The sequence below is a fragment of the Nocardioides acrostichi genome, from assembly GCF_015319165.1.
Classification (GTDB): domain Bacteria; phylum Actinomycetota; class Actinomycetes; order Propionibacteriales; family Nocardioidaceae; genus Nocardioides; species Nocardioides acrostichi.
Genome location: NZ_JADIVZ010000002.1, coordinates 218,808 through 231,241, shown reverse-complemented (window position 1 = coordinate 231,241; position 12,434 = coordinate 218,808). Strand labels below are relative to the sequence as shown.

Sequence of the window (12,434 nt, the reverse complement as noted above, 5' to 3'; positions counted from 1 at the left end):
ACGCCTAGCGTCGGGGACCGGGAGGGCGGAGACGATGGACCTGCAGGACTTCAACGCACTGGGGGTGGCCGAGGCTGCCACCGCGGTGCGGCCGTGCGTCGACATCGACCGCTTCGTCGACGCCGTCGTGACGGGTCGGCCCTACGCCGACCTCGAGACGCTGCTCGCGACCGCCCGAGCGCACGCCGCCACCTGGACGCCGGCCGAGGTGAGCGCGGCGCTCGCCGACCACCCGCGCATCGGCGAGCGACCCGCGGGCGACGACGCTTCGGCGGCACTGTCTCGCTCGGAGCAGGGCGGCGTGACCGGTCTCTCGGACGACGAACTCCAAGCCCGCATCGCCGCCGGCAACCGGGCCTACGAGGAGCGCTTCGACCGCATCTTCCTCATCCGCGCCGCCGGTCGCAGCGCCACCGAGATCCTCCATCAGCTCGAGCAGCGGCTGGCGAACGACCCCGACCACGAACTCGCCGTGACCGCGGGCGAGCTCGCCGAGATCGCCGTCCTGCGGCTGCGTGGCCTGGTCACCGAGGGGGTGGGCGCGCGATGAGCAGCACGCTCTCGACCCACGTGCTCGACGCCGAGCGCGGCCGGCCGGCCGCGGGCCTCGTCGTCCGCCTCAGCAACGCCGCGGGCACGACGCTGGCCGAGGTCACGACCGACGACGACGGCCGGGCCCGCCCAAAGGTGAGCCTCGACGCCGCCCCCTACACCCTCACCTTCGACACCGGCGCGTGGTTCGCCGCGTCGGGCCGGGCGACGTTCTACCCCGAGGTCACGGTCGCCTTCGCGGTCGACCCCGCGCTGTCGCACCACCACGTGGCGGTGCTGCTGAGCCCGTACTCCTACACCACCTACCGAGGGAGCTGACATGGCCGAGAGCCAGCCGGGAGAGATGCCGCCGGGAGAGATCAGGCTGGGCGCCAACCAGTACGGCAAGGCCGAGGTGCGGCTGGTGCGCGTCACCCGCGACACCGCCGTGCACGAGATCGAGGATCTCAACGTCACCTCCCAGCTCCGAGGCGACTTCACCACGGCCTACACCGAGGGCGACAACGCGAGCGTCGTGGCCACCGACACCCAGAAGAACACCGTCTACGGCTTCGCCAAGGAGCACGGCGTCGGCTCGCCCGAGGCCTTCCTCACCACGCTGGGCCGGCACTTCGTCGACGAGTTCGCGTGGGTGAGTGGCGGCCGGTGGGCGGCCGAGCAGTACGCCTGGGAGCGCATCGCCGTCGACGGCCAGCCCCACGACCACGCCTTCGTGCGCAGCGGTCGCGAGGTGCGCACCGCCGTCGTCCAGATCCACGGCGACACCACCCACGTGCTCGCCGGCCTCCAGGACTGCACGGTCTTGAAGTCGACCGGGTCGGAGTTCCACGGCTTCCCGCGGGACCGCTTCACCACCCTGGTCGAGACCGACGACCGCATCCTCGCGACGTCGATCACCGCGTGGTGGCGCTACCGCCCGGGCGCCACGGACGGCGGGGGCACCGACTGGAACGACCTGTACGCCGGGATCCGCGACACGATCCTCGCGACCTTCGCCCGAGTGCACAGCCTCGCGCTGCAGCAGACGATGTTCGAGGCCGGTCGGGCCGTGCTCGAGGCCTTCCCCGCCGTCGCCGAGATGAAGATGTCCTGCCCCAACAAGCACCACTTCCTCGTCGACCTCGAGCCCTTCGGCCTCGAGAACCCGGGCGAGGTGTTCTACGCCGCCGACCGGCCCTACGGGCTGATCGAGGCCACGATCGAGCGCGAGGGCGAGCCCGCCGCGCCCGAGGCCTGGGCAACGGTGCCCGGCTTCTGCTGAACCGACACCGTCCACGGCTGCCACCTTCGGCAGCACCCAGCCATCCGGGGGATCCCGCCATGTCCCACCACGAGCACGACCACGAAGGCAGCGTCACTGGCACCACCGCTCCAACACCAGCCCCAACAACCGACCTGACGACCGGCACGACCGGTCGCCCCGAGGACGAGATGCTGCCCCCGCCGCAACTGCTCGGCTACGGCGTCCAGCACATCCTCTCCATGTTCGGCGGCGTCATCGCGGTGCCGTTCATCATCGGCGGCGTCGCCGGGCTCTCGGCGTCCGACACCGCACTGCTCGTCTCGGGCGCGCTGTTCGTCAGCGGCCTCGCCACCATCCTCCAGACCATCGGCGTGCCGTTCTTCGGCTCCCGCCTGCCGCTCGTGCAGGGCATCTCGTTCGCCTCGGTCTCGACGATGATCACCATCGTCACGGCCGAGTCGGACGGCGAGCGCGGGCTGCGCGTCGTGTTCGGCGCCGTCATCGTCTCGACGCTCATCGGGCTGGTCATCGCGCCGGTCTTCTCGCGCGTCGTGCGGTTCTTCCCCGCCGTGGTGACCGGGTCGGTCATCACCGTCATCGGCCTCTCGCTGCTGCCCGTCGCCGGCGGCTGGGTCACCGGCCAGGAGCCCAGCGCCTCGGGCGCGGCCGTAGCGCTGGCCGCGGTCGCGCTGCTGCTCGTGCTGGTGTTCGCCAAGACGCCGATGCTCTCGCGCCTGGCGATCCTGCTGGCCCTCGTGGTCGGCACGGTGGTCGCGGCCCTCGCCGGCCAGACCACCTGGAACGGCAGCGACGCCGCGATCGTCGCGATCCCGACACCGCTCGCGTTCGGCGCCCCGGTCTTCGCGTGGGGCGCGATCGTCTCGATGACCATCGTGGTGCTGGTGATCATGGTCGAGACCACGGCCGACATCCTCGCCGTCGGCGAGGTCGTGGGCACCGACGTCGACAACAAGCGGATCGCGGCGGGGCTGCGCGCCGACATGGTCTCCTCGGCGATCGCGCCCCTGTTCAACTCCTTCCCGGCCACGGCCTTCGCCCAGAACGTCGGACTGGTCGCGCTGACGGGGGTGCGCAGCCGGTACGCGGTCGCGGTCGGCGGCGGCGTCCTCGCGATCCTCGGGCTCTCACCGCTGCTGGCCGCCGTGGTCGGCCTGCTACCGCTGGCCGTGCTGGCCGGCGCCGGCATCGTCTTGTTCGGGTCGGTCACGGCCAGCGGCATCCGCACGCTCGGCAAGGTCGACTACGACGGCACCAACAACATGATCATCGTGGCCACCGCGATCGGCTTCGGCGTCGTCCCGATCGCGTGGCCGCAGTTCTGGGGCGCGTTCCCCGACTGGTGGCAGACCGTCTTCGACTCCGAGATCAGCGCCGCCGCGATCGTCGCGTTCGTGCTCAACCTCTTCTTCAACGTGCTCCTGCCGGGCACCCCGAAGGATCCCACCGACGTCGCCGCGGCGCCCGCCACCCAGGTGCGGGCCGACGAGGCCGACGTCCTCGCTCGAGGCGGTAGCTTCACTGCCGGCCGTCCCGTCCTGCCACCCGAGGAGTCCAGCTAACCCATGCGTATCGACGCGGTCGCCGGCCAGCGCGTGCTGGTCGGCGAGGAGTTCCGGCCCGCCACCGTGACGTTCCACCAGGGCCGGATCACCGGCATCGAGCCGGTCGACCACGTCGCCGACCCGGCCTTCGAGGGCCTCGTGCTGAAGGTGCCCGACACCGCCTACGTGGTGCCCGGCGTGGTCGACACGCACGTGCACATCAACGAGCCCGGACGCACCGAGTGGGAGGGGTTCGTCTCGGCCACCGAGGCGGCCGCGCTGGGCGGCGCGACGACGTTGATCGACATGCCGCTCAACTCGATCCCGCCGACCACCACGCTCGAGGGCCTACGGGTGAAGCAGGAGGCGGCGCTCGGAGAGCTCATGGTCGACGTCGGCTTCTGGGGCGGCGCGGTGCCGGGCAACCTCGCCGACCTCGAGCCGCTGTGGGAGGCCGGCGTGTTCGGCTTCAAGTGCTTCCTCTCAGCCTCGGGCGTCGACGAGTTCCCACCGCTGTCGCCACCGCAGTTCACGGCCGCGCTGAAGCAGGTCGCCGCGTTCGGCGGGCTGATGATCGTGCACGCCGAGGACGCCGGGGTGCTCGACGCCGCGCCCACCGCTCCCAGTCGCTCCTATCGCGACTTCGTGCTGAGCCGGCCCGACGCCGCCGAGGTCGACGCGATCAGGCAGGTGCTGGACGGCGCCCGCGAGACCGGCGCGCGGGTGCACATCCTGCACCTCTCCAGCGCCCGCGCGCTCGACCTCATCGCCGACGCCCGCGCCGAAGGCCTTCCCGTCACCGTGGAGACCTGCCCGCACTACCTGTGCTTCGCGGCCGAGACCATCCCCGACGCCGCCCCGCAGTTCAAGTGCTGCCCCCCGATCCGCGACGCCGGCAACCGCGAGGCGCTGTGGCAGGCGCTGCGCGAGGGCCTCATCGACATGATCGTCAGCGACCACTCTCCGGCCACGGCGGAGGAGAAGCTCAAGGGAGACGGCGACCTCCAGCAGGCCTGGGGCGGCGTGTCGGGACTCCAGGTGGGCTTCAGCGCCATCGCCCAGGAGGCCCGCCGCCGCGGCATCGGCCTGCCCCACGTCGTCCGATGGATGTCGCGCAACACCGCCGACCTCGTCGGCCTCGCGCACAAGGGCCGCATCGAGGTCGGGGCGGACGCCGACCTCGCCGTCTACGACACCGGCGTCGACTTCCGCATCGAGGCCACCCGGCTGGCCCACCGCAACCCCATCTCGGCCTACGACGGCCTGCGCTACGGCGGGCGCGTCACCCGCTCCGTCGTGCGCGGCAACGCCATCGACGTCGAGCGCCCCGACCACGACTGGGGCCGGATGCTCACCCGCCCCCGCTGACCCGTCGCCAGTATTCACGTGACCTGCCGCCAGTTTTCACGTGACCTGCCGCCAGTTTTCACGTGACCTGCCGCCAGTTTTCACGTGACCTGCCGCCAGTTTTCACGTGACCTGCCGCCAGTTTTCACGGCAGCTGAAACTCGCGGCAGGTGGAGTGAAAACTCGTGACGGGTCAGCGGAAAACTCGTGGCAGGTCAGCGGAAAACTGGTGACGGGTGAGCGGGGTGGTACCTGGGTGAAACACTCGCGAAACTCCTGTTTCATAGGGTCGGGGTCATGACGTCGCCTGGAGCAGAGCTGCCCGGACCGATCAGCCCCCCGCCCCGGCTGTTGATGGGTCCGGGTCCGATCACGGTCGACCCGCGGGTGCTGCACGCGATGTCGGCGCAGTTGGTGGGGCAGTACGACCCGTTCATGACCGCCACCATGAACGAGGTGATGGCGCTCTATCGAGGCGTGTTCCGCACCGAGAACGAGCAGACGCTCCTGGTCGACGGCACCTCCCGGGCCGGCATCGAGGCAGCGCTGGTGTCGCTGCTCGAGCCGGGCGACCGGGTGCTCGTGCCGGTGTTCGGCCGGTTCGGGCACCTGCTCGTCGAGATCGCCGAGCGGTGCGGTGCCGCGGTGCACACCATCGAGGCCGAGTGGGGCACGGTGTTCACCGCCGAGCAGATCGACGAGGCGATGGCCCAGACCCGCCCGAAGGTGCTCGCCGTGGTGCAGGGCGACACCTCCACCACGATGTGCCAGCCGCTGGCCGACCTCGGCGAGATCGCGCACCGCCACGGCGCCCTGCTCTACTGCGACGCCACCGCCTCCCTGGGCGGCAACCCGTTCGAGACCGACGCCTGGGGCCTGGACGTCGTCACGGCCGGGCTCCAGAAGTGTCTCGGCGGTCCGTCGGGCAGCGCCCCGATCACGCTCTCACCTGCCGCGGTCGACGTGATCAACGCCCGCAAGCACGTGGAGGCCGGCATCGCCACCGACTCCGACCGGCCCCGCGGCGCGCGCATCGCCTCGAACTACTTCGACCTGGCGATGGTCATGGACTACTGGGGCCCGCGCCGGCTCAACCACCACACCGAGGCCACGAGCATGCTCTACGCCGCCCGCGAGTGCGCGCGGCTGCTGCTGGTCGAGGGCATCGACGATGCCGTGGCGCGACACCGGCTGCACGGCGAGGCGATGCTGGCCGGCGTCCGCGGCCTAGGCCTGGAGGTCTTCGGCGACACCGCGCACAAGATGACCAATGTCGTGGCCGTGCACATTCCCGACGGGATCGACGGCGAGGCGGCGCGCACCGCGATGCTGGAGGAGTTCGGGATCGAGATCGGCACGTCGTTCGGTCCGCTGGCCGGCCGGGTCTGGCGCATCGGCACCATGGGCTACAACGCCCGCCACGACGCGGTACTCACCACCCTCGCCGCGCTCGAGCAGGTGCTGCGCGCCGGCGGCGCCGGCGTCACCGCGGGCGGTGGCGTGGGGGCCGCTCGCGAGGTCTACGAGGAGGCGCGCGCATGAGTACGACCACCGCGGCGGCCACCCGTGCGCTGGAGCGCTGCGCCGAGCTCGACCGGTTCAGCTCGCTCCCGCACGCTCTCGAGCGCGTGTACCTCTCCCCCGAGCACGCCGCCGCCAACGCCTTGGCCGCGACCTGGATGCAGCAGGCCGGTCTACGCACCTGGGTCGACGCCGCCGGCAACCAGTGGGGCCGCGTCGAGGGCCGCCTGCCCGGACTACCCGCCCTCGTGCTCGGCTCCCATCTCGACACCGTGCCCGACGCGGGCTCCTACGACGGCATGCTGGGCGTGGTCATGGCCATCGAGGTCGTCGAGCGGCTGATCGCCGATGGCCGCGCGGCCGACCTGCCGTTCGCGATCGAGGTCGTCGGGTTCAGCGACGAGGAGGGCACCCGCTTCGGCAAGGCGCTGCTCGGCAGTCAGGCCGTCGCCGGCACCTGGGACGACGACTGGTGGACGCTGCGCGACAAGCACGGCACCACGCTGCTCGACGCCTTCACGGAGTTCGGGCTCGACCCGCGGCGGGTCGGCGAGGCGGCGCGTCGTCCGGACGAGCTGACGGCCTACCTCGAAGCGCACATCGAGCAGGGGCCCTACCTCGAGGCCGCCGACGCCTCGCTCGGCTTCGTGACCACCATCGCCGGCGCCCGACGCTTCAGCATCACCGTGCACGGCGAGGCCCGGCACGCGGGCGGCACGCCGTTCGAGCGCCGACGCGACGCGCTCGTGGGCGCCAGCGAGATGGTCTCCGCGATCGAGCGGCTGGCCATCGACGACGGCACCATCGCCACGGTCGGGCGGCTGGAGGTGTCGCCGGGCGCGGTCAACGTGATCCCGGGCCGGGCGGTCTTCAGCCTCGACCTGCGCGGCGAGACCGACGAGGCCCGCGACGGCACCTGGCTGCGGATCGAGACCACCATGCGCGAGCTGGCCCGGGCCCGCGGCCTGCGGGTCGACGTGTTCGAGTCGCACACCGCGCCGGCCGCCCCGTGCGCGCCGTGGCTCCAGCAGGCCGTGATCGAGGGCATCCGGGCGACGGGTACGGCGTCGATGGGCGGCAGCGAGCCGATCGGCCTGTGGAGTCGAGCCGGCCACGACGCCATGGCGATGGCAGCCGTCAGCGACATCGGCATGCTCTTCGTGCGCTGCTTCGACGGCATCAGCCACCACCCGGGCGAGGACGTGCGCGAGATCGACGTCGCCCGCGGCATCGACGCCTTCGAGCAGGCGGTGCTCAAGGTCGCCCGCGTATCGGACGCACGATGACCACGCTCGACGCCGGCTCGATCGACGAGCGGATCGCCCGGCATCGCGATGCCCTCTCCCCGCAGGAGCGTCGGGCCGCCGCCACCCTGCTGGAGCACCTCGACGACCTGGCGACCTACCGGGCCGCCGAGCTGGCCGACCTGGCAGGCGTGTCGAAGGCGACCATGAGCAGGCTGTTCCGCAGTTTGGGCTACACCGGCTTCGACGAGGTGCGCGAGCACCTGCGCGCCCTGCGCGCCGCCGGTGAGCCGCGCGCGCTCGAGCCCCGCGCCGACGCCGCGGGTCACGCGGCGCAGGAGGCCGAGGCCGTGCGGCGGGCCGTGAGCCAGCCGGCCCTCGGCGAGGCCGTCGACCTCATCGCCCGGGCCGGACGCGTGAGCGTGGTCGGGTGGCGCAACGGCTACCCGGTGGCGCTGCACCTGCGCCAGCAGCTCGCGCAGGCGCGCGGCGACGTCCGGCTCGCACCGCAGCCCGGCCAGCTCATCGGCGAGGAACTGGCCGACGTCGGCCCCGGCGACGCGTTGGTGGTGCTCGGCTTCCGACGCCGCCCCGCAGGCTTCGCGGCGTTCCTCACCGCGGCGCGTGCCACCGGTGCCGCGATCGTGCTGGTGGCCGACCCGAGCGCCGCCCGCTACGCCACCGACACGGTGTGGCTGGAGTGCGAGGTGCACGGCGTGCTCGCCTACGACAGCTACGCGGCGGCGATGAGCCTGGCCGCCGTGCTCGCCGACGGCGTGCTGCGGCACCTCGGCGAGCCGGCCCGGGCCCGCGTCACGGGCATCAGCACGACCTACGACCGCATGCACGAGGTGGAGTGATGGACCTCGTCGAGGTCCGCGCGTGGCGTCGCGCCGCCGACCGGTCCGACCTCGCCCTCCTGCCCGGCGAGACGGTGGTGGCCGGCGGCACCTGGCTGTTCTCCGAGCCCCAGCCCGGCACCACCGGGCTCGTCGACCTCACGACCCTGGGCTGGCCCTCCCTCACGGAGACCGAGGCGGGTATCACCGTGGCCGCCACCTGCACCATCGCCGAGCTCGCCCGGGCACCGCATCCGGGTCTGGCGACGCTGGCGGCGGCGTGCGCCGACGCCCTCTTGATGTCGTTCAAGGTGCAACGCGCCGCCACGGTCGGCGGCAACCTCTGCCTCGGCCTGCCCGCGGGCGCGATGACCGCGCTGTGCGTGGCCCTCGACGGCGTCGCCGTCGTCTGGCAGCCGGACGGCGGCACGCGGCGTGAGCCGGTGGCCTCCTTCGTGCGCGGCGTGGGGCAGACCACCCTCGCGCCCGGCGAGATCCTGCGCGCGGTCGAGCTGCCGGCGTCCGCCCTGGCGCAGCCGACGGCCGTGCGGCAGACCTCGCTGGCGCCGCACGGACGGTCGGCCTCACTGGTCGTCGGCCGCACCGACTCCGACACGTTCGTGCTCACCGTCACCGGTGCCACGACGCGGCCCGTGGTGCTGCGTCTGGGCGGGATGCTCGACCTCGAACCGGCCCTGGCCGGCATCGACTGCTGGTTCGCCGACCCGCACGGGGCCGCCGACTGGCGCGCCGCCGTGACCGGCGTGCTGGCGGCCGAGGTGCTGTCCGTCCTGGTCGAAGGGCCGGTCCGATGACCCGCGTCGACGGCACCGACCTGAGCGCACGGCCCGTGCCGGGGCAGTGCCTGCGCACCTGGCTGCGCGAGCACGGGGCGACCGCGCCCAAGAAGGGCTGCGACGCCGGCGACTGCGGCGCGTGCACCGTGCTGCTCGACGGCGAGCCCGTGCACTCCTGCATCACGCCGGCCGTACGTGCGGTGGGGTGTGAGGTCACCACCGCCTCCGGCCTCGGCACGCCCGAGGAGCCTCACGAGGTGCAGCAACGCTTCGTCGACGCCGCCGGGTTCCAGTGCGGGTTCTGCACGGCCGGGTGGGTGGTCACGGCCAGCGCCGTCGACGCCCCCGGCCTCGACGACCGCGCCCTGGAGCGCACCTTCAAGGGCAACCTCTGCCGCTGCACCGGCTACCGGTCGATCCGCGACGCCCTCGCCGGGCGGTCCGTCGACCGGACCGCCGATGGGGCCGTCGATGGGGCCGCCCGTGGGGCCGCCGATGGGACCGCCGATGGGGCCGTCCATGGGAATGGGGGCGGGCCGTTCGGCCGCTCCGTGCCCGCCCCCGCGGGCCCCGGCCTCGTCACCGGTCGGGAGCCGTTCACCCTCGACCTGCCCGAGGCCGACGTGCTGCACGTGGCGCTGGTGGCCAGCCCGCACGCGCACGCCCGGATCGTCTCGATCGACACCGGCGCCGCCGAGGCCGTGCCGGGCGTGGTGCTCGTGCTCACCCACGCCGACTCCCCCGACGTGCTGTACTCCACGGCTCGGCACGAGAGCCGCCTCGACAACCCCGACGACACCCGCCTCTTCGACGACGTCGTGCGCTTCGTCGGCCAGCGGGTCGCCGCCGTGGTGGCCGAGTCGGCCGCCGCGGCCGAGCGGGCAGTCGCCCTGGTGCGCGTGGAGTACGCACTGCTCGACGCCGTGTTCGACCCCGAGCTGGCTCGGTCGCCCGGGGCGCCGCTGGTGCACGGCGACAAGACCGCGGCCACGTCTCGCATCAGCGAACCGGGCCGCAACGTGGTGGCGCAGACCCACGGTGAGGTGGGCGACGTCGACGCCGGCCTCGCGGGCGCCGTCCACCGGGTGGCGGGTGTGTGGCAGACGGCGCGGGTCAGCCCGGCCGCGCTGGAGACGCACGGGGCGCGCGCGTGGGTCGAACCCGACGGCACGCTCACGGTGCGCACCAGCTCGCAGGTGCCGCACCTGGTGAAGAAGGAGCTGGCGCACGTGCTCGACCTCGACCCCGCGCGGGTGCGAGTCGCGGTGGCGCGGGTCGGCGGCGGGTTCGGCAGCAAGCAGGAGATGCTCGTCGAGGACGTCGCCGCTCTGGCCGCGCTGCGTCTGGCCGAGCGCGGCGACCACCGGCCGGTGCAGCTGGAGCTGTCGCGCGAGCAGCAGCTGGCGGCGCTGCCGTGCCGGCATCCGTTCCGCGTGGCCCTCGAGCTGGGCGCCGACGCCGACGGTGTGCTCACCGCGATGAAGGTCGACGTGCTCAGCGACGCCGGCGCCTACGGCAACCACAGCACGGGCGTGCTGTTCCACGGCTGCCACGAGTCGATCGCGCTGTACCGCTGCGCCAACAAGCGGCTCGACGGCGAGGCGGTCTACACCCACCAGGTTCCCTCCGGCGCGTTCCGCGGCTACGGCCTGGGCCAGGTGATCTTCGCGATCGAGCAGGCGATGGACGACCTCGCCCGCGCCGCTGGACTCACCCCCGCCGAGGTGCGCCGTCGCAACGCCGTGGTGCCGGGCGACGAGTTCGTCGTCAACGGACCGGCCGACACCGACCTGGAGTTCGGCAGCTACGGACTCGACCTGTGCCTCGACCTCGTCGAGTCCGCACTCACCCGGGCCGACACGGTGGTGCCGTCCCCCGTCGGAGGCCGTGAGTGGCTGGTCGGCGACGGCCTCGCGGCCGCGATGATCGCGACCATCCCGCCGCGCGGGCACTACGGCGAGGCGACCGTGACGATGGACGTCGACGGCTCGGTGGCCGTGGCCGTCGGGAGCGCCGAGTTCGGCAACGGCACCGCCACGGTGCACACCCAGGTCGCCGCGCAGGCGCTGGGGGTCGAGGTCGACCGGGTACGGCTGGTGTCGGGCGACACCGCCACCAGCGGCTACGACACGGGCGCGTTCGGGTCGGCCGGGTCGGTCGTGGCCGGGCTCGCCGTGCACCGGGCGGCCACCGCGCTGCGCGAGCGGCTCGACCGGCGCGAAGGCGCGCTGCCCACCGAGCCGCTCTCGGCCACCGGCACCGCCGACGGCGCCCGGCGGTCGGTGGCGTTCAACGTGCACGGCGTGCGGGTGGCGGTGGCTCCGGCCACCGGCGAGGTGCGCGTGCTGGCCTCGGTGCACGCCGCCGACGCCGGGGTCGCCATCAACCCCGAGCAGCTGCGCGGGCAGATCGAGGGCGGCGTCGCCCAGGGCTTCGGCAGCGCGCTCCAAGAGGAGCTGCTCATCGAGGACGGACGCATGCGCACCCGCACCTTCCGCGACTACCGGATGCCCAAGATCGGCGACATCCCGCACACCGAGGTGCTGCTCGCCGACACCTACGACACGCTCGGCGTGGCCGGCGCCAAGTCGATGAGCGAGGCCCCGTACAACCCCGTCGCCCCCGCGGTGGCGAACGCGATCGCCGACGCCACCGGTCGGCGTCCGCACGAGCTGCCGATGAGCCGCGACCGCGTCTGGCGACTGCTGAACGCTCCCCCGACGCCTGAGGAGACCCGATGACCCACGACCCCCACGACCAGCGCTGGCTCGCGCGCGCTGTCGAGCTGGCCACCGCCAACGTGGGCGCCGGCGGCGGCCCCTTCGGCGCGCTCATCGTGCGCGACGGCGCCGAGGTGTCCACCGGCGTCAACCGGGTCACCCGCGACCTCGACCCGACCGCCCATGCCGAGGTGGTCGCCATCCGCCTGGCCTGCACGGCGCTGGAGACGTTCTCGCTCGAGGGCTGCGTGCTCTACACCTCGTGCGAGCCCTGCCCGCTGTGCATCTCGGCCGCGTTGTGGGCCCGGGTCGACCGCGTGGTGTTCGCCGCCGACCGCGACCACGCCGCCGAGGGCGGCTTCGACGACCGCGAGTTCTACGACCTCTTCGGTCGCGACCGCGCCACGTGGTCGATGCCGGTCGCCCACGTCACCACCGGCGACGACTTCGCCCCCTTCCGCACCTGGCTCGCCGACGAGCACCGCACCCACTACTGACCTGCCGCCAGTTTCCCGCTGACCTGCCACGAGTTTTCAGCTGACCTGCCACCAGTTTTCAGCCCATCGACCCCTCGCCGCACGATTCACGACCCCTCGCCGCACGATTCAC

11 protein-coding genes are annotated in these 12,434 nt (G+C 73.0%); all 11 read left to right on the top strand.

Annotation, left to right across the window (positions count from 1 at the left end):
* Positions 1-34: 34 nt before the first annotated feature.
* The 11 genes from uraD to ISG29_RS05925 all read left to right on the top strand — a co-directional run bounded on the left by uraD (position 35) and on the right by ISG29_RS05925 (position 12,322).
* On the top strand, positions 35-550 hold the full coding sequence (uraD, locus tag ISG29_RS05975) for a 2-oxo-4-hydroxy-4-carboxy-5-ureidoimidazoline decarboxylase (RefSeq protein ID WP_194502477.1): 516 nt from the start codon (positions 35-37) through the stop codon (positions 548-550).
* A complete protein-coding gene (gene uraH, locus ISG29_RS05970) occupies positions 547-870 on the top strand; it encodes a hydroxyisourate hydrolase (RefSeq protein WP_194502476.1) in 324 nt (107 codons plus the stop codon). Before uraD ends, uraH begins: the two co-directional genes overlap by 4 nt.
* Before the next feature lies 1 nt (position 871).
* Entirely contained in the window at positions 872-1,813 is a 942-nt protein-coding gene (pucL, locus tag ISG29_RS05965; RefSeq protein ID WP_235958601.1) for a factor-independent urate hydroxylase, read from the top strand.
* A 59-nt stretch (positions 1,814-1,872) separates the two neighbouring features.
* On the top strand, positions 1,873-3,375 hold the full coding sequence (locus ISG29_RS05960) for a nucleobase:cation symporter-2 family protein (RefSeq protein WP_194502475.1): 1,503 nt from the start codon (positions 1,873-1,875) through the stop codon (positions 3,373-3,375).
* 3 nt (positions 3,376-3,378) lie between these two features.
* Entirely contained in the window at positions 3,379-4,725 is a 1,347-nt protein-coding gene (allB, locus tag ISG29_RS05955) for an allantoinase AllB (protein WP_194502474.1), read from the top strand.
* 276 nt (positions 4,726-5,001) lie between these two features.
* Entirely contained in the window at positions 5,002-6,246 is a 1,245-nt protein-coding gene (locus tag ISG29_RS05950) for a pyridoxal-phosphate-dependent aminotransferase family protein (protein WP_235958600.1), read from the top strand.
* Positions 6,243-7,511, top strand: a complete 1,269-nt coding sequence (locus ISG29_RS05945; RefSeq protein WP_194502473.1) for an allantoate amidohydrolase — start codon at positions 6,243-6,245, stop codon at positions 7,509-7,511. Before ISG29_RS05950 ends, ISG29_RS05945 begins: the two co-directional genes overlap by 4 nt.
* Positions 7,508-8,329 carry a MurR/RpiR family transcriptional regulator gene (locus ISG29_RS05940; protein ID WP_194502472.1) on the top strand — a complete coding sequence of 274 codons (822 nt, stop codon included), beginning with the start codon at positions 7,508-7,510 and terminating at the stop codon, positions 8,327-8,329. The genes ISG29_RS05945 and ISG29_RS05940 overlap by 4 nt, the downstream gene beginning before the upstream one ends.
* Complete coding sequence (locus tag ISG29_RS05935; RefSeq protein ID WP_194502471.1) at positions 8,329-9,123, top strand: FAD binding domain-containing protein; 795 nt, start codon at positions 8,329-8,331, stop codon at positions 9,121-9,123. Before ISG29_RS05940 ends, ISG29_RS05935 begins: the two co-directional genes overlap by 1 nt.
* A complete protein-coding gene (locus tag ISG29_RS05930; protein WP_194502470.1) occupies positions 9,120-11,846 on the top strand; it encodes a molybdopterin-dependent oxidoreductase in 2,727 nt (908 codons plus the stop codon). The genes ISG29_RS05935 and ISG29_RS05930 overlap by 4 nt, the downstream gene beginning before the upstream one ends.
* Positions 11,843-12,322, top strand: coding sequence for a nucleoside deaminase (locus ISG29_RS05925; protein ID WP_194502469.1), 480 nt, complete (start codon positions 11,843-11,845; stop codon positions 12,320-12,322). Before ISG29_RS05930 ends, ISG29_RS05925 begins: the two co-directional genes overlap by 4 nt.
* Positions 12,323-12,434: the final 112 nt, after the last annotated feature.